Origin of the sequence: Nitrincola sp., from assembly GCF_048264025.1 — a bacterium.
Taxonomy (GTDB): Bacteria; Pseudomonadota; Gammaproteobacteria; order Pseudomonadales; family Balneatricaceae; genus Nitrincola.
In genome coordinates this window covers 13,710-33,088 of sequence record NZ_JBLXDN010000040.1, presented here as the reverse complement: position 1 = coordinate 33,088, position 19,379 = coordinate 13,710, and the positions used below count along the sequence as shown (strand labels likewise).

Annotated in this window: 12 protein-coding genes; 2 read left to right on the top strand and 10 right to left on the bottom strand. The window is 50.5% G+C overall.

Annotated features, from left to right (window positions below):
• Window positions 1-210: 210 nt before the first annotated feature.
• The 6 genes from ACN0R1_RS18405 to ACN0R1_RS18380 all read right to left on the bottom strand — a co-directional run bounded on the left by ACN0R1_RS18405 (window position 211) and on the right by ACN0R1_RS18380 (window position 11,574).
• The gene (locus ACN0R1_RS18405) at window positions 211-1,884 is read right to left on the bottom strand and encodes an ABC transporter permease (protein ID WP_417585519.1); all 1,674 of its coding nucleotides are present in this window, start codon (window positions 1,882-1,884) and stop codon (window positions 211-213) included.
• Between the two features lie 8 nt (window positions 1,885-1,892).
• Entirely contained in the window at window positions 1,893-2,861 is a 969-nt protein-coding gene (locus ACN0R1_RS18400) for an ABC transporter substrate-binding protein (RefSeq protein WP_417585517.1), read from the bottom strand.
• Window positions 2,862-2,903: 42 nt separating this feature from the next.
• Window positions 2,904-3,935 (bottom strand): ABC transporter ATP-binding protein, encoded by a 1,032-nt coding sequence (locus tag ACN0R1_RS18395; RefSeq protein WP_417585515.1) that lies wholly within the window; start codon window positions 3,933-3,935, stop codon window positions 2,904-2,906.
• Window positions 3,936-4,390: 455 nt separating this feature from the next.
• Complete coding sequence (locus tag ACN0R1_RS18390) at window positions 4,391-5,335, bottom strand: porin (RefSeq protein WP_417585513.1); 945 nt, start codon at window positions 5,333-5,335, stop codon at window positions 4,391-4,393.
• 444 nt (window positions 5,336-5,779) lie between these two features.
• Window positions 5,780-9,565 carry an ATP-dependent RNA helicase HrpA gene (gene hrpA, locus ACN0R1_RS18385; RefSeq protein ID WP_417585511.1) on the bottom strand — a complete coding sequence of 1,262 codons (3,786 nt, stop codon included), beginning with the start codon at window positions 9,563-9,565 and terminating at the stop codon, window positions 5,780-5,782.
• Window positions 9,566-9,621: 56 nt separating this feature from the next.
• Window positions 9,622-11,574 carry a diguanylate cyclase gene (locus ACN0R1_RS18380; RefSeq protein ID WP_417585509.1) on the bottom strand — a complete coding sequence of 651 codons (1,953 nt, stop codon included), beginning with the start codon at window positions 11,572-11,574 and terminating at the stop codon, window positions 9,622-9,624.
• A 259-nt stretch (window positions 11,575-11,833) separates the two neighbouring features.
• On the opposite strand from ACN0R1_RS18380, the gene ACN0R1_RS18375 reads away from it, so the two are divergent.
• A complete protein-coding gene (locus tag ACN0R1_RS18375; RefSeq protein WP_417585507.1) occupies window positions 11,834-12,613 on the top strand; it encodes an FkbM family methyltransferase in 780 nt (259 codons plus the stop codon).
• A gap of 37 nt (window positions 12,614-12,650) precedes the next feature.
• Here the strand turns inward: ACN0R1_RS18375 and speA are convergent, their stop codons facing one another.
• From speA to yidD, 4 genes are all read right to left on the bottom strand, one after another.
• On the bottom strand, window positions 12,651-14,555 hold the full coding sequence (speA, locus tag ACN0R1_RS18370) for a biosynthetic arginine decarboxylase (RefSeq protein ID WP_417585505.1): 1,905 nt from the start codon (window positions 14,553-14,555) through the stop codon (window positions 12,651-12,653).
• A gap of 46 nt (window positions 14,556-14,601) precedes the next feature.
• The gene (locus tag ACN0R1_RS18365) at window positions 14,602-16,824 is read right to left on the bottom strand and encodes a hypothetical protein (RefSeq protein ID WP_417585503.1); all 2,223 of its coding nucleotides are present in this window, start codon (window positions 16,822-16,824) and stop codon (window positions 14,602-14,604) included.
• A gap of 79 nt (window positions 16,825-16,903) precedes the next feature.
• Entirely contained in the window at window positions 16,904-18,301 is a 1,398-nt protein-coding gene (locus ACN0R1_RS18360; protein WP_417585501.1) for a PhoH family protein, read from the bottom strand.
• Between the two features lie 71 nt (window positions 18,302-18,372).
• Window positions 18,373-18,666 (bottom strand): membrane protein insertion efficiency factor YidD, encoded by a 294-nt coding sequence (gene yidD / locus ACN0R1_RS18355; protein ID WP_417585499.1) that lies wholly within the window; start codon window positions 18,664-18,666, stop codon window positions 18,373-18,375.
• 129 nt (window positions 18,667-18,795) lie between these two features.
• On the opposite strand from yidD, the gene ACN0R1_RS18350 reads away from it, so the two are divergent.
• Entirely contained in the window at window positions 18,796-19,365 is a 570-nt protein-coding gene (locus ACN0R1_RS18350) for a TIGR04211 family SH3 domain-containing protein (protein ID WP_417585497.1), read from the top strand.
• The last annotated feature ends 14 nt before the right edge of the window (window positions 19,366-19,379 follow it).

Below are 19,379 nucleotides of genomic sequence, written 5' to 3'. Positions count from 1 at the left end.
CAGATGCCGGTTTGCTTTCTCGTCAGATAAGCATGGCACATTGTTAGGGGGGCGGGTCCATCTTATTTCCTACAGGGTTGGGATGTATTTTTGTAGGAGCCCGGTCTCCGGGCGATTGGGTTCGCTCGCGGAGCGAGCTCCTACAGGGTTGGGGTGTATATTTGTAGGAGCCCGGTCTCCGGGCGATTTAATTAAAGGGTACTGACCCCTTTAATTGGCTAGATGCTTACGGCTGAATAGGGTTAAGGCTAACAAAAGCAAGGTTGTCGAAAAAATCGCTACGATGCTCATCGCCATGCCGATACCTGGTGATCCCTGCTCGAACTGACCGAAGACGAAGGTAGATACTGTAGTAACACCTGCAGGGGCGACCATCAGCGAAGCAACTAATTCTCTGGATGCGATGGCAAAGACTAACAGCATCGAGACAATCAAACTGGGTGCCATCGCTGGCAACAAAATTCGGATAAAGGCGACTGAAAAACTGGCACCAAATACGCGGGCTGCTGCTTCCAGATTTTCACTCATCTGCCTGAATGCCGCACTGACATAGCGTACTGGATAGGGTAGCAACAGACAGGCGTAAGCCAGCACTAGCATGGCACTGGTGTTATAAATGGTGATCGGCCAGTGGCTTTGATTCCAGGCCAGTATTAATCCTACAGCCACCACTATGCCTGGCATGGCATTGGGCAGCAGTGAAAGGAAATCCAAAAAGCTCTTACCCTTAACCTTTGAGCGCACAACCAGATAACCTACCATCGCCCCTAAAGCACCCGTCAATAGCGCGGCACTGGTGGCCAATGACAGACTGGTAAGCAGCGCATCCATTGCACCTCCCCTATTGTCCAGTAAGGCCTGAAAGTGGCGCAAAGACACATTTTCCAGGCTGAGCCCACCCGATAATGTAGACATGAGTGAGGTGACGAGTACCGCCAAAATAGGCACCGCAACTGATACGATACCGACTAAAGCAAAAAAACAGGTGACCCATACTTTATGACGCCCCAAGGGGATAGGCGTAGTTACAACCGGCTTACCCGTCATAGACACATAGGAACGACGCGTGACCAGCCAGTGTTGCAAGTAAAAACCACAGACCGCGATCATGACCAGTATCATCGACAGGATCGATGCCCCAGGAATATCGATTGGCCAATCTGAGAAGCGCTCATGTATGCCAGTGACCAAAACATGAAACCCTGCTTGAGCACCCAGGGTGGCAGGCGTACCAAACTCCTCAATAGTCAGCACAAATACCAGCAACAGACTGGCAGCAATACCCGGTATGGATAAGGGGAGTGTCAAACGAAAAAAGGCCGACCAAGGGCCTGCTCCACAGATTCGACCTACATCTGCAAAACGCCCCCCTACCACCATCAAGGTTCTGGACACAGCAAAATACACCACGGGAAACACGTTCAAAATCATGACAAACGTAATGCCCCAGAAAGAAAACAGGAACCCGTCGGCAGAAAAGCCCAGCAGTTGCTGTAAATAGCCCCGATTCTGTAGCGTCATCATCCAGGCCAATGACGCAATATAAGGAGGAATCAAAAACGGGATCAGAAACACAACATCCCAAAGCGCAGCACCCGGCACCTTGGTCAAGGCTCGCAGCGCGCCTAAAGGTACCGCGATCAATGCTGTGCCGATAACCACGGCTAGTGCCAGCTTTAGTGTATTCCAGATCAGTTTCAGCAACTCAGGATCATTCAGCGTAGGCATGAACAATGAGAAGGGTCGACTGAAACGCCCCAGCGCAATATCAGGAAATATAGCCTGAAGTAACACGTAAGCAAGCGGCATACCGACCAGCAGCAACAGGATGCCGGTTGTTACCAGCATCCCCGACTGTGCCGCATTAATTCGCGCTAACAACATAAGACGACTTATTGACCTGATGCAAAGATAGCACTGAAGCTTTTGAGGATATCGGCACGACGCGCCTCATAAGCGGCTTCATCATACTGAATCAAGTTCAATTCTGAAATTGTCGGTCTCAAGGCAGAAACATCTTCACGTGCTGGCATCAAATACACTTCGGCTACACGCTGTTGACCGGCCTCAGACAGCACATAATCGACAAAGGCTTTAGCTAGATCGGGCTGCTGAGTTGATGCCATGATCATCATCGGACGTGGTGCAATGACTGTACCGCTGCTCGGGAAAACTACCTCAATCGTTTCGCCATCGGCCTGCTGTCCGAGTGAGATATAATCAACCGCACCAAACACCACAGACTTTGCACCCTGAAGGACCGGGTTTAATGCGCGCGCATTGGGACCAGGAACAATCATGCCGTTTTCCTGCAAGCCACTCATCAATTCCCAGGTTGCCTCTTCACCAGTCGATGCCAGTAATCCGGTCAGCAGTTGAAACGCAGCACCAGACTGTGCTGGATCAGGCATAGTCACTTCATTTTCATAAGCTGAATCCAAGAGATCAGCCCAATCACTTGGCATAGGAGTGTCACTGTTACGATTCCAGACCATGGCCAAAGCTGACACGCCTTGGGCAACATAGTGAGTGTCCTTTAAAAAATCTGGCACTGTCTCGGCATTAGCGGGTAGATACTCAAGCAAGTCGCCACGTGCTTTTAGTGCCACAGCCGAATCCCAGGATGCCGAAATTAGGACATCAACCAAAGGATTTGCCCGCTCGGATTCCAATCGCGCCATTACCTGTCCCGTGGTACTTTGAAACACATTAACCTGCGTACCTGTCTGCTCAGTAAAATCTTTCGCTAACTGATCGATCAGATTACCCGGTCCAGCCGAGTAAACGGTTAAAGTCGAAGCCTGCAGACTACCCACAGCAACCGAAAATACGGTAGCCGTAACCAATGTTATTAATCGCATGAGAAGATATTCCTAGGTTGTATTATGATTGAGTCGTCATCTTTATTCGGAATGGCGCAAGAGCATTATTGGTCTATCATCTACGTCCCAAGCATGTAGCCAATCCCCCTCATAGCTCAGGTAGATTGACTCACTTACTTCGGGACGTTGTGATGATTGCAAACGGACAGGAATTTGACCTCCCATCAATCCTGACAACTGATAATGTTCACCGGTAAAAATTATTGAGGCCTGTTGGAGTTCTACACCTGAATGCGTATTTACAGACAAACTCGCACGCGGCATCAACACAGTGACCTCTCCCTGGTAACCAGTTGCAGCATGAAACGGAAGATTGGCAAACAAACTCTTTTCAATATCCAATCCTTGTTCAGTTAGCCTGCCCTTCAGCAACACCCCTGCATCCAAGAATTCGGCGACAGCTGGAGAGGCTGGCGTACGATAGAGCACTTCAGCTGAATCAAACTGCTGTAGCTGGCCCTGTTGCAAGATGGCCACTTGATCAGCCATCGCAAACGCCTCATGCTGATCATGGGTAACGAACACTGCGGTGAGGTTTAACTGCTTAATCAACGCGCGTATTTCAATCGCCAAACTGTCCCGCAGGCCTTGATCCAAATTAGATAGCGGTTCATCCATCAACAGTAAACGTGGCTTAGCAACGATTGCACGGGCCAGAGCAATCCGCTGCTGCTGACCACCGGACAAGGTATCGGGTGATCGATCCGCCAAATGCTCCAAGCCAACCACCTGCAACGCCCAAGCTACCTTTTCTCGGCGCTCAGATCTGGCGACACCCTGCATACTCAATGGAAAGGCAATATTTTCGGCAACCGTCATGTGCGGCCAGAGTGCATAATCCTGAAACACCATTCCCAACCGGCGTTTTTCAGGCACAGCGCTGTAGTGCCCATCAACGACGACTTCACCATCAATCAAAATACGCCCAGAACTAGGTTCCAATAGCCCTGCGATACAACGCAGCAAGGTGGTTTTACCGCAACCAGAAGGTCCTAGCAACGCCAGGATCTCACCTTTTTTCAGAGAAAAATCAATGCTGGATAAAGCCGTCATGTCATTGAACACCTTACTCAAATGTTCAATATGGAGCGCTGGCGTTATCGACGCAGAAAGAGTGGGAGTTTGAGCGTAAGCGTTCATTAGTTTCATTTGAAGGATTCTAATGAGCGTGCGTTACTTTTTTATGACAAATAAAAATTTATGTAGGATCCTGATCTTCGGACGATTGGGTTCGCTCGCGGAGCGAGCTCCTACAGGGCAGGTTTTTGTGTGGTAGCCCGGTCTCCGGGCGATTGGGTTCGCTCGCGGAGTGAGCTCCTACAATGCAGGTTTTTGTGTGGGAGCCCGATCTCCGGGCGATTAGGTTCGCTCGCGGAGCGAGCTCCTACAGGGCAGGTTTTTGTGTGGGAGCCCGGTCTCCGGGCGATTGGGTTCGCTCGCGGAGCGAGCTCCTACAATGCAAAAAGGCTCCCGAGGGAGCCTTTTCTGGATATACGTTTTAAGATCGATTAGAACTTAACGCGGATACCGGTGCTGAATACGCTGTTAGCTCCAGCGGTACCAGCAGATGCTTCGTAAGTGTCGCGCAGATCAGTGTTAGCGTGACCGTAACCAACGAAGGTATTAACCATGTTGCTCAGGTCGTGCTGAACTTCAACACCGTAACCTTTGCCATTATCATCAAAGTCTGCGTAAGCAGCTTTCAGGGTAGTAGCATCAGTCAGAGCATAGGTAGCAGACAGATCCCAAGGCTTGTAGTCACCAGCAGAGGTTTCCAGATCAGAGTACACACCAGCAACAGTAAATGCGCCGAAGCTGTAAGACAGCGCCAAAGCAGTTACATCTTCTAATGGAGCATATCCAACTTCAGAATTGAAGTCGATGTAAGACAGCGCACCGTAGAAACCACCGTTGCTATATTTAGCAGCTACGTGGTACCAGTCACCGTTTTCATCGTCGTTATCTGCATCTGCACCAACAGCTGCAGCTAACTGCAGGCCGCTGAATTCAGGAGAAACATACGCCATTGAATTGCTTACGCGGTAAACAGTATCAGTAGAGTGAGTTGGACCCACAACACTTGACAGCATAACGTCAGTAGTAGCGGTTACCCAGCTGTAATGCGGAGCCCACTGAGTACCGGCCAGTACAGTACCCCAATTGCCAGTCAGACCAACATTGGCCAGACGAGTGGCAAGTGCAGTTTCACCTTCTGCCTGATTTACACGGAACTCATACTGATACAGGGCGGTCAGACCGTCGATACCAGTGTCGGCAGTGCCTTTCAGACCAATACGTGAAGGTGAGTTACCATCAGTATTGATATCAAGCTTTTCGTCTTTGGCTTTATCAACAGCCATAGTCATCCAGCCGTACAGCGTTGCATCAGCAGATGCGATAGCAGGAACAGTCATTGCACCAGCTACAGCCAGAGCGATAAGTGACTTCTTCATTTAGTTTTCCCCTTCAACGTTCAACATACTAGTAGTTGCTTTATTTTTTCAAGGAGCATCGTCAATGATGCAGCCCCAAAAATACTATAAAAGCAGATAATTGCAAACCTGTGAAGCCGAAAAAATAACTTTTTTGCTACGGTCAGCATCTGCCAGATGAAAATTCAGTCTGCTTTTCTGAGCTGCTTTATTTAGCTACTAACCAAATCAACAACTTAGTGGCACTTTCTGAATCCAACACCTTAACTTTTACAATTACAGCACACAGGAACAGTTTTTTGCAAGCTTTTTAAACAAAAAACAGCAAATTGCCGCTCCGGTGTAAATTGTCGTTAGGATAACACAGCGAGATGATTTGACAAGCTTTTCTCAAGTTTTCCCCTTTTACAGCTAGGGGTATTAATATTCTATTGATCTGCATCAGTATGTATGCGAGCACACGGATTACTGCAAACCGGAAAACCACTGTTTCAAGCGTTTTTCAGATACTGTTTGTTTGGTTCCTAACTGCTGAGCGAACAGCGACACCCGGTATTCCTCCAGCAGCCAGCGGTACTCCAGCAGCTCAGGCTGCACTGCATCGCGATTCTGTTGCTCTGCCAGTTTATGGCTCCAGGCTTGCCATAGCGCCTGTAACTGCTCTGACAAGAGGCATTGCTGGCGTAGCTCACGCGGGTATTTTTCCAGCCGTATCTCTATCGCCTGCAGATAACGGGGATAGTGTTCCAGCCAGTTTCCTGGCACCTGCGTAAGGTAGCCCGGCATAAATAACTGGTTCAGTTGCTGCTTGATATCATTTAATACCGGTACCGCCTGCAGATTGATCTTGCCTTGTAAACGTTTGTTGATGGCATGCAGCGTTGAATGCCGCCTGAACACCCAGTCATCCAGTGCCACCACCTGATCATATAGACCGGCCTTCACCTGAGGTAACAGCGCCTCAAAGTCTGCACGACTGCGTGGCAACTGGTCTGAGGTCAGCTCCTGAGCCAATCCAGCACAACGTAAAATAGCACTGAGCAACAACTCATCCTCAAACTGCTTGGCATCGAAGCGCTTGTTACTCAGCAATACCGACTTAGCTAGATGGCGCAGTTGCTTGCGTGCATAGCGAACCGGTTCGGGCAGCATCAACATCAGCAGTCGTGCTACACCGCGCGAATTTTGTGCCTGAGCTTCAAAACGACGGCTGACCACCTGCAGATCAACACTGGTGCGCTGATCCACCAGCACCGGAAAAGCCTCAACCTGAATACCACCGGCCTGACGTAGCTTGATGCTCTCTGGCAGTTCCTGGAAATCCCACTGGGTTAATCCTTTTCGTCCCCAGCTCTGACTGGGAGAGGCCTGCTGCAGGGCCTGCTCGGCTTGCTTGGAAAAGCGTCGGTTTAAGCTATCCCAGTCACGCCCGCTGGCAAGCACCTGCCCCTTATCTCCCAGCAAACGCAGATTCATACGGTGGTGATCTTCCAGGGGGACGCTACGAAACACGTCCGACTCGACCCGCACACCGGTCATGCGCAGCAGGCGTTGTGCCAGCGCCTCGTAGAGATCACCCTCGGCAAAACTTACCGCCTCACAAAAAGCGTCGACATAGTTGGGGACAGGCACATAGTTTTTACGTATTGCCTTGGGGAGTCCACGCAGTATGGCGGTGCATTTATCCGCCAGCATGCCCGGCACCAGCCACTCCAGCCGGGTTAAAGGCAAGGACTTGAGCAACGGCAAGGGCAACTCCAGCGTCACGCCATCATCCTCAGCACCTGGCTCAAAATGGTAGCTCAGGGATAGCTTTACCCCTTCATGCAGCAGCTGATCCGGGTAGTCGGCTTGAGTAACATGTGCGGCGGAGCGCTGCAGGATATCGTCTTCCTGCATAAACAACGCCTGCGCATTGTCTTTCTCTACCTGTTTACGCCAGTGTTCGAAGCCTTTGCCATTAACAATACCTGCGCCGTTGAGTTCAGCAAAGCGCTGCAGGTAAAAGTCGGCCAGGGTGTCTTCATCTACCAGCAGATCACGCCGTCTGGATTTCGCCTCCAGAGTTTCGACACTGGCAAGCAAGGCTCGGTTATGCTGAAAAAATGCCGCCTGGGTTTCATACTCACCTTCTACCAGCCCCGTGCGGATAAACAGTTCATGACTGAGCTTGGGGTCTATCGCTCCGTAATGTACCTTGCGTTTGGGGACGATGATCAAGCCATACAGGCTAACCTGTTCAGTCGCGACAACCTGTGCGCGTTTTTTCTCCCAATGCGGCTCCATCCAGGTTTTTTTGATCAGGTGTGCAGCCGGTGCTTCGATCCATTCCGGTTCGATTTTGGCCACCTGATGAGCAAACAGCTTACTGGTTTCCAGCATCTCCGCAGCCATAATCCATTTTGGATTTTTCTTGAACAGCCCGGAGCCGGGAAAGATAAAGAAGCGGCGATTGCGTGCACCAAGATACTCACCCTTCTCCTGCTTCAAGCCAATATGACTGAGCAGCCCTGCCAGCAGTGATTTATGGATGGCAGCATAATCGGCGACTTCACGATTCTCGACCATCTTCAGCTCACGGCAGCTCAGGTGTAACTGGCGGTGCAGATCACGCCATTCACGCATCCGCACCCAGGAGATAAAGTGCTTCTGACACCATTTACGCAGCTGCCCCTGACTGAGTGCCTGACGCTGCTCTTCATAGAGATTCCAGAGGTTCAGCAGGCTGACAAAATCCGAGTCGTCATCGGCATAGGCTTTATGCTTTTCATCCGCGGCCTGGCGCTTTTCCATCGGCCGCTCACGCGGGTCCTGCACACTCAGGGCACTGGCCATCACCAACACCTCGGTAAGCGCCCCTAAACGATTAGCCTCCACCAGCATGCGTCCGATACGCGGATCGACCGGTAACTGGGCCAAGTCACGCCCAACCGCGGTGAGCTGACGCTGTTTGGTAACGGCACCCAGCTCTTCAAGCAGCTTGAAGCCATCATTAATAAAGCGGCTATCCGGCGGGTCGACAAACGGAAACCGGCCTATATCGCCCAGTTTAAGCTGCAACATGCTGAGAATGACCGCCGCCAGATTGGTGCGGCGGATTTCGGCATCAGTAAAGGCCGGGCGGTTAGTAAAATCCTCCTCAGCATAGAGGCGAATACAGGTACCCGCCGCCACCCGTCCACAACGTCCGGCACGTTGGTTGGCACTGGCCTGTGATACAGGTTCAATCGGCAGGCGCTGCACTTTGGAGCGGTAGCTGTAGCGAGAAATACGCGCCAGCCCCGGATCGATTACATAGCGAATACCGGGTACCGTTAGCGAGGTTTCTGCCACATTGGTCGCCAGCACAATACGCCGCCCTGCCCCGCGCTGTTCATGAAACACCCGGTTCTGCTCTGCCAGCGACAGGCGTGCATACAGCGGAATAATTTCAGTGTCTCTTAGCTCGGCTTTGCGCAGGGTATCGGCCGTTTCACGAATTTCACGCTCACCTGGCAGAAACACCAGAATATCGCCAGGCCCCTGGGTGCGCTTGCTACGATCTATAGCGATCAGCTCATCCACAGCCTGCAGTATCCCCTGCTGCAGATCCTGGGCTTTTTCATCCTCAACTTCCATCTCGTGCAGGGGGCGATAGAGAATATCTACAGGAAAGGTACGCCCGGACACTTCGATGATCGGTGCCTGGTCAAAATGATCTGAAAAACGCGCCAGATCGATAGTCGCTGAGGTGATGATCAGCTTCAGGTCCGGACGTTTGGGCAGGATATTTTTCAGGTAGCCGAGCAGAAAATCGATATTCAGACTGCGCTCGTGGGCCTCATCGATGATGATGACGTCATACTTTGCCAGTAAACGGTCATTCTGAGTCTCGGCAAGAAGAATACCGTCGGTCATCACCTTGATCTGTGTCTTGTCACTCACCTGATCGTGAAAACGAACCTGAAAGCCTACCCGTTCACCCAGGGGAGTCTTTAGCTCCTCTGCCAAACGAGATGCCACAGCGCGAGCAGCCAAACGTCGTGGCTGGGTGTGGCCGATCAAACCTGTACACCCCAGTCCAAGCTCCAGACACATTTTAGGGATCTGGGTGGTTTTACCAGAGCCTGTCTCCCCTGCGATCACCACCACCTGATTGTCACGGATCGTTGCAAGGATTTCGTCACGCCGAGCGGATACAGGAAGATCAGGGTATGTAATCGGGGATGTCAAAGCGGGTGTACTCCATAACGCATCAAAACAGAGGTGCAATTCTACCGCAAGGGAGGTGCGGCTTGCGATATAAGGGGAAAAACAGTCACCCGTTTCTATTTATCATTTTTGAGCATACGGATTTGGTCTGCAGAATTTAAAGCGATGCGATTACGCCCGGCATTTTTAGCTGCATAAAGCGCCTTGTCGGCTGAGATCATAAGATCCTCGCCATGACGCATTGTGTCTTCTCGCATCGCCATGCCAATACTCATTGTTATGTAAATGGTCTCTCCACCTGCATCAATCTTCGCGTTTTCCAATTGTTTACGTAACCGCTCTGCAGCGACAAGCGCATCCCGTGTAGGCAGATGAGGGCTGATTAACAAAAACTCTTCACCACCGATACGAGCAATGGTGTCTTCGCGACGAATATTTTTTTTCAGGATGGTGGCCACCGCACGCAACACTTCATCACCCACGTCATGTCCGTAATTATCATTGATATCTTTGAAGTGATCGATATCCAGGATCAGCAGTGAACAAGGTGTCTGTGATCTAAGACTTCCGCTCCAAGCCTGATCGAGTGCTTCCATTGCAGCGCGACGGTTGGGTAGTTCAGTCAACTGATCGGTCAAAGCCAGTAACTGCTGCTGTCGATGAGACAGGGAGAGTTCTTTGGCTATACGACGCAGTTCTGTTCTGTCATTGCGCCAGCGCTCATAGCGTTTAAGCATCCTCATTGCCGGCTTTAATCGGGCTTTAAGGTGCGTCACCAAGATATCATCGGTAATCACATCGTCAGCACCTGCAAGATAGGCTTTAGCTTCGAGCTCAGTGTCTCTCTTTGCTAGCACAAAAAAGACATAACTGGCGTCAAATTCCTTGGCCCCTCGCAGCATATCTATAAACTGAGTATTTTTTTGGGATATGAAGAAAACGTTGGCTTGCCTGTTCATCGCTAGCTGCATTGCAGTTGATGCTTTTTCGCAATGTATGGCTGGAAAACCTAACTGCGTAAGCTTTCCTGACAATGAAACCAATAATTCTGCATCTACAACAATGGCAGTGGAAAGTGTTTCAATACCGGAGGTCACTGGTTCATTGAATGAATCGACTGTTTTAAAGTCCAGATCTTTATAATCTTGCACCTCATCAGCCGACAACTGGAATATTTCAGACCACTCACGCCAATCATTCAGAGCCTCATTGAAAATGATATCAATCCGGCCTTCCTGCAGTTTCAACTGAGCGCACATAGCCTTGATTACAGCGGTCCCTTCGGTAATGCGTCCGTCATCATGAATAGCGACTTTAGATAGACGATAGGCCAAATGAAGTAACATAGTTATTTTATAAGTCCGTGATTCCTGTTCAAACCCTGATTGGGCGGGATTTTCGTGGTATCGAGCGGGCTCAGCCAGTGCACGGGGCACACAGAAGTCTAACATCATGGCTTGAGACAGCTCGTTGTGGTCGATGCCAAAGGTCTCTTTTTCCTGGATGATAAGATCAGGTAAGGGGGTAGATAGAATATCGGAGTAAGCTTCAGGGTAGACAGATGCCAATCCCAGCACACCAATTCGGGCAAGCAAGCCGCAGGCAAATATATCATCCGGTGGAGCTACCTGAGTCGCTTTAGCCAGGGCTCGTGATAGCACGGCCATAAGCAGGCATCGAGACCAGTACTTTTGATGATCGAACGCAGGGCAATTGATCACGCTTTCCTTGCCGATTAATGAAAACGCTACCGCAAGCTGGCCTACAGTCTGTATGCCAACACGAACAATAGCCTCCGGCACTGAAGCGACCGGACGACGACCAGTCGCTGCGGAGTTGGCTAACTTAAGTATACGACCAGTTAGCGAAGGGTCCATTTGAACCAATCTGGCTATTTGCTGCACAGTCGTGTTTTCGTTCTCCCAGGCTTCCATAATAGCCAGCGCGACACCATCAGGCGTTGGCAGCAACTCGGCGGATGACTCTAGTAGCATCTGAGCACAGGAAGCTTCAGACTCGCTCGACTGAGTCAGGGAAGGTAGCGTTTTAATAGATTTGTTACTTGTCATGCATATAACTTCCAGAATCGCACCGGATTTTGTGGAGGCCGCTCGATTTAAATGAGGCCGCTATGGTATGACTAGTTTGTTGCAACTAGTAGTTTGCCTCAGCTTTCGCAGCAGGTATATAACAAAATCTACTCTCTACTTTGTAGCATCAAGAGGTAAGTCGACCTATGACTGATGTCTGAACACTGACACACAACACCCTGTCAAATATTGGTAACAATAAAGCGCTAATCTAAGTTAAGTTATATGAGGAAGCGCAATGTCCGACTCACTTTGCTTAGATACACCCGCCCTTCAACGGCAGACTCGTAGATCTATATTTCAGAACAAAACCATCAAGCCCCCCGCTGGATTTATACTCTCGGACTACGGCATTCTACTACAACAGAACCGGCTTGATGCCACGTTTCACTTTTGCACCAAAGGGTCATATGACCACTTCCTGGCCGACTACTTACACCATCAGCACCAGCCTTTTGTATTTGTTGATATTGGCGCCAATCAGGGCTTGTATTCGATACTTGCAGGGCTCAATGTAAACTGCCAGAAAGCGATTGCTTTTGAGCCTGTGGCCCGCACTTTTGCGTTATTAAAGTCCAATATCGCCATCAATGGTATTGGGGATTTTGTCCATCCCATCCAGGCCGCTGTCTCCCTGTCTAGCGGAAAGGCGAAGATCACCAAAAAACTCGGGCATAGTGGCGCTGCATCCTTGCGCCAACTACCTGGATGGTTTCAACCAGCACGCTGGTTTGGAATAACCGAAATCATTTCGATGCTCGGACCTGAAGCGCTGCAACCATTGATCCCCACAGAGGCTGACCTGATCATCAAAGTGGATGTGGAGGGTCATGAAAAGACGGTTTTTGACGCCCTAATTGCCAGTCATATTCTGGATAAAGCAAAAGCGGTATTTTATGAGGTGAATCCTCGATGGAGTGAGGAAAAAGCTCTTGAAACCTTACTTCGACAGCAGGGCTTCAGTAATTTTACCCGTACATCCAGCAAACCCTGTCATGATGTACTGGCAACGCGCTGAAGCGTTACCAGTACAACAAAAGACGGGGTTAGCCATACTATAGATTGGGTTGTTCAAGGTAGGTGGTATCATCCATCCCCATCCGCAGCTCACGGATGGTTTGTCTTTTGTCTGCTGCACTCAGATCTGACGCGGCCACCTGACGGTTTAACGACTCCAGCAGCTTCTCCGGATTAAAGTTCACATACTGCAGTACCTTGGCTACGGTATCACCCCGTTGCATGTGATTCACATCGACACCACCGGCTTGATTGAATTCAACATTGGCCGCATCGGTATCACCAAACAGGTTATGCAGATCGCCCAAAATTTCCTGATACGCCCCGACCAGAAAGAAACCTAACAAGGAGTTGGCCACTTCCATGGGCGGATACGGCAGTGTGGTTTCCAGCCCTTCACCATCGACATACTGGTCAATACGACCATCAGAGTCACAGGTGATATCACGGATCACACCCCGTCGCGAAGGGTATTTATCCAGGTCACGCAGCGGCAGTATGGGGAAAATCTGATTGATCCCCCAGACATCCGGTAATGACTGAAACAGGGAGAAATTGGCAAAGAGTTTATCTGCCATCTGCTCATTGAGCTCGTCCAGAATCGCACTGTGGTGGCGCTTGGCCGGGTTCAGACGCTGCATCAGATAGAGCGCGGTGGCACGCATCATCTGCTCGCCCGAAGCGCGATCAACCAAACTCAGATCACCGTGGGTAAAGGCATGGTTCAAATCCTGATTATGGGTCACCAGGTCATGATAGACCTCACTGAGACTGCGTTCACGCCCCAAGGCATCCTGATAGTTCTGCCAGATGCGCAGTAACAACGGATGATCCGGCACGTCAGGCTCAGACAGGCTGTGTACTTCCTGGCGTTCTATCCCTATCACATTGGTCACCAGCACGGCATGATGGGCTGTCACCGCCCGTCCTGACTCACTGATCAGGTGCGGCTGTGGCAGGTCATGCTCCAGAGCGACTTCTTTAAACGCCTGCACTACGCGCTTGGCATATTCGTCCAGCGTGTAATTCATCGAACAGATACTGCGTGACGCGGTGCCTTCGTAGTCGATACCCAGTCCACCACCCACATCAGCCACATCGACGGGCATGCCCATCAAACGTAACTGGGCGTAGAAACAGGCGGCCTCACGCAAGCCCACCTGAATGTCCTGAATATTGGCAATCTGACTGCCCAGGTGAAAATGCAGCAACTGAAAAGCCTGAATCTGATCTTCACTACGCAGTATTTCAATGGTTTTTAGTATCTCACTGGCAGAAAGCCCGAACTTGGATTTCAACCCACCGCTATCCTGCCAATTCCCCTTACCCACAGTGGATAAACGCGCCCTGACACCGATACGCGGTTGCACCTTCAGTTCCGCGGCTACCCGCAAAACATCATTCAGCTCACTGGATTTCTCCAGCACTATATACACCTTGTGGCCCAGGCGTTCACCGGTCAGAGCCAGACGAATATAGTCTTCGTCTTTATAGCCGTTACAGATGATGGTGGATTTACCCGGCTCAGACATGGCCAGCACGGCCAGGAGTTCCGGCTTACTGCCTGCTTCCAGACCGGTGTGGCCCGCCAGCACCTGACGCTGCCCGGCCACAATAGCCTCGACCACTTCTCGCTGCTGATTGACCTTAATTGGATAAACACTGGTGAAACGCCCCTGATACTCTTCATTATCGATGGCGCGGGAAAAACTATCGACCAGACTCGCTACCCTGTGGCGCAGAATATGTGGAAACCGGATCAATACCGGCAATTCCAACCCGCGCGCCTGAATCATCTGCAGAATATCGGCAAAGCTCACGTCAGCCCCGGTAAGGGTATCGCGAACGGTCACATCACCCTGCTCGGAAATGCCAAAATAGCCAGCTCCCCAGCGGGAAACATTATATAAAGCCAAGCTGTCTGAGGCGTTCCAATCGGTCATCTATTTTCTCACTTGGTTACAAAATCGGTTGGTCGAGCAGGGCCCATCAACGGCCACCTTGCTCATCATCAGGGACGGCAGCATCCGGAGCATCGCTGACATCTACCAGACGGCGGCGCAGGTTGTCATTTTCAACCTTGAGTTTCTGCGCGTCCATACGGTGCTTGAAGATCTCTTCGTAACGCGATTCCAGGCGCAGTTCCAGCTCCGCTATACGCTTTTTCTGATCACTGATGGTGGTTTCCAGCTCATCCAGCTGGCTCTGCATTTGGTCAAGGAACATATAACCGCCGCCAGCGTCTTCGGCTGGCTGGTCAACACGCATCTGGCCTTGTAATTCATTCACAATATGGCTGTAGAGTGCTTTTAAATCAGCCGCTTCGCGTTCGTTATAGTTAATCCGTTCTTCCATAGCACTGTGTGCACTGGCCGAACCAATCGAACCGGCCAGCACATGTTCCAGCATGCGGTGAAATTCCATCAACTCAATAATGGTGAGGTAAGGCTTGCCACTCACTTGCAGGTCATCGGTAATACGAACGATGGCGCCATCGGTTTTATCCGCACCCAGATAACGCACCAACAAATCATGCGCCTCGGTTAACTTCGGCTCCAGTGCGATATACGCATCCAATCCGGTGGGCCTGGCTTTACCAGTCACTTTCCCCCTGGAAAGCATGGCGGCCATAAACTCGCGGGTCAATGCACGCTCATGTTTCTGCGGATGATAGAACCAGGACCCGAGCAGATAGAAAAGTATATTGAACAGCATCGACCAGAAAACACTGTGTATCAGGGGCGGCAGAAACCCTATGCCCAGAAAAGCCTCGGGACGCAGCCAACTGATACCAAAAGGTCCGTGTGTCATGATTGATGACGGCAACCAGCCTTCAGCAATCATTGACGGAATGATCAGCGTCCAGCCCCATAACATGTAGCCGGCAAACAAACCGATCATTGCCCCCATGCTATTACCATGCCGCCAGAACATACCGATCAATAAGGCGGGCGCCAATTGCAGAACCGCCACAAAAGAGATCAGCCCCATGGCGGCCAGAATGTAGGAATTGCTCAGCACCATCGCCAGAATATAGCTGGATATCAGAATCAAGGCGGCAATCACCCAGCGAATCTGTAACAGATACCCCTGCAAGGGTTCCAAAAAGCGCACTTTTCCGCACAAAGGCAGTACCAGATGGTTCGAGGTCATGGTTGCCAGGGTCATGGTCGATATAATAATCATGCCGGTTGCCGCAGCAAAACCACCGATAAAGGCCAGTAATGTCATCAGATCATTACCGAGGTATTGCGGCACTTTGAGCACAAAGAAGTCGGCCGACCCCATCGGCAATCCCAGCTTAAGGCCTGCAGCAGCTATCGGAATCACGAACAGGTTTATCAGAATCAGGTAAAAGGGAAACATCCACATGGCTGTTTTGATATGGCGCTGATCGCTGCTTTCCACCACACTGACATGAAACTGGCGCGGTAAAAACTGTACAGCGGAAAAACCCAGAATCACCAGTGTGGTCCACATCAGTACAGAATGAGAGGGCTGTTGGAATTCAGTCAGATAGCTCAGTTGTTCATCCTGACTCAGGGCAAACACCAGCTCATTGAAATCACCGAATACGGCACCTATGATAAAGACACCCACCACACCCAGTGCCACCAACTTGACCACACACTCAGCCACCAGCACTGCAATCATGCCACTGTGGCGTTCAGTTGGATCTAGCCGCCGGATACCAAACATAATGGTAAACGCCAACATCATCAGCATCACCAGCAGTCCGGTCATATCCCAGGCATCACTTTCATGGCTACCGGTGATGATGCTGAAACTGCTCACCACGGCTGTTAGCTGCAACGAGATGTAAGGCGCAACGCCACTCAGTGCCAGGATGGTGACCAATGCCGCGATACGCTGTGAACGTCGGTAACGGGTGGAGATAAAGTCGGCAATACTGGTGATGCGGAAGACTTCCTTCACCGCTACCATGCGCCTGAGGGTAACCCACCAAAAAATCACACTCAACAGGGCACCTACATAGATACCCAGAAACAGCATGCCTGATTGAACAGCAAAACCTACGCTGCCGTAAAAGGTCCAAGAGGTGAAGAAAACAGCTAATGACAGTGCATAGACCCATCCAGGCATCAAGCTGCTGCTGCGAAGGCGAGTACGCCGTTCAACCCAAACGGCAAGGCCAAACAGGCACATCACATACAACAATATGATCAGGATAACAGTGTGGGCCGCAAACATCCCGCTTTCCTCAGGGAGCTGGCGGTGCAAGCGAACTATTCGCTGCCCCGCTCAACTCAGATAGGTAGTTTCAAAAAAGTTACAAATGCTCTTCGGCGTATTCCGCCAGGCGTGAACGGAACACCCCTTCGAAATGCACGCTGGCTGAGCCTTCAAAGTCACGAAAACGTTCCACGATGTAGGTTAGACCGGATGTCAGTGGCGTCAAATAGTTGGAATCTATTTGTGCCAAGTTCCCCAGACAAACAATCTTGGTACCCTTGCCGCAGCGCGTGATTATAGTTTTAAGTTGTTGCGGTGTCAGGTTTTGTGCTTCATCAATTAACACCACCGCCTTTTGAATGCTGCGACCACGGATAAAATTAAGCGATTTGAACTGCAGGTTAGCCTTCTCCAGTGCATATTTCACACTGCTTTGCGGGCGTTCATCCTGTTCATGCATCGCTTCCAGGTTATCGCTGATAGCACTCATCCAGGGCGTCATTTTCTCTTCTTCGGTACCGGGTAAAAAGCCAATATCCTCAGCCACGGGTGGGGTGGAACGTGTCACGATGATTTTGTTGAACTGCCCCTGCTCAATCACCATTTCCAGCGCACAGGCCAGTGCAATCAGGGTTTTACCTGAACCGGCAGAACCCAGAAACATACTCAAGTCCAGGTCCGGATCCAGCATCGATTGCATCGCAAACGCCTGTTGAATATTGATCGGAGAAATCCCCCAGCAACACTGCTCCATCAAATGTTGATAGCCAAGATCCAGCAGTGTTACCGTCGTTTCATCTATCGCTACCGTACGTGCAGCGAAATCCTGGGTACTGTCATACAGATACTCATTCATCCAGGTATCAGGCAGCAAACTGCGATCCAGCTTATGATAGGTTTTACCGTCACGTTGAAAACTTTCAACTTTTTCTACCTGCTCCCAGAAAGGCTGTTCCAGATAGGTATAGCCTTCTGGCAATAGCTCTACATCCGAAACCAATTGATCGGTGCGGTAATCTTCAACACGCTTTAATCCGGCCCCCATTGCCTTAAGGCGCATATTGATGTCTTTAGTGACCAATACCACTTGGCGGTGCGGGAAAGTCGACTGCAGATGCAGTGCACAGTTGATAATTTTGTTGTCTTTATTGCGCTCATCCGGCAGAAAACCCGCTCGGGTAGTCAGCTCATGATCAGGGAAAATGCTCAGGCGTCCGAGCTTTTCCTGACGATCTTTGCCTGGCAGTTGTATGCGCACCCCTTTGGTAATCTGTTCAGGGGTGGTTGCCGAGCTCAGAATGGCATCAATCGAGCGAATAACATGTCGGGCTTCCTGAGAGACATGCTGCTTACGATCCTTGATATCGTCCAGTTCTTCCAACACGGTCATGGGGATAGCGACATCCTGCTCCTTGAACTCATACAGGCACTTGGGATCATGCAACAATACATTGGTATCCAGGATATATAGGCGGGAGGCTTTGGATGCATTCATCTGCTTTTTTCCTTTGCGGAGAATTTTATTTCAAACTAGCTGATCCAGCGCCGTTTCACAACAGGCTAAGTCTACGCAGGCGGATCATTTTTCAGCTTTTTTTGTTCTTCCGGGTGTTGTTGAGCACAACAAGGGGGTGGAACAGGGTCATAGCCACCCTCATGCAAGGGGTGACAACGTAACACCCGGCGAATACCCAGATACAAGCCTTTTATAGGACCATGCACCCGGATGGCTTCAATCATATAGTCTGAGCAGGTCGGTTCATAGCGACAACTGGGAGGCAGCATCGGACTGATGAAATACCGGTAAAATTTAACCAGCAAGATCAGTAACCGACCCAGCATTTGGCGAAGCCACTGCATACCTCTTCCCCTACACAAGAAAACCCTTATCTTACTCGGTTTCAAAATGATTTTCTGCGCCGGACTGGTCATCGTCGCTTCAATCCGTACAATGGGTCTACTTCCAGATAAGCAAACAAGAGTTTTATGATGAAAAAACGACTCAGTCTGTCTCTGCTGCTGGCATTATCCGCGCCTGTTTTTGCGCAGGAGGCAGCCCATATTGCCGATGATGTGTACGTCTTTACTCATGGCGGTCCCGGCAATCAGTACCGTATCAATGGTCGGGTAAACAGCGGCGAAGCGGTCACGGTATTAAATCGACAGAATCAGTATATTGAAATTCAAACGGAATCCGGCCGTACCAGCTGGGTACCCGCTGAGTTTGTGGCCACAGGTGAAAGCAAGCTTAGCCAACTGCCGGCCCTGGAAACCGCCCTGACGGAAAGTCGTGAACGCATCGTCGTCCAGGATCAAGAGATTGCCGACCTGAACAGTCAACTCTCCAGCATTTCCGGCAGCAATGTTGACTATGTAAATCAAGTGGAAGGGCTAGAGCAAGAGATTCGCCGTCTGGAATCCGAAATTGCCAATATGGATCAGAGCAACTTGATTCGTTGGCTGACCCACGGCGGCCTGGTTGCTCTCGGCGGTGTATTGCTAGGCTTACTGGTGCCTTACTTACCCAAGCGTCGCAAGCGCAGGGATGACTGGTTTTAACCGGCACATGCAGT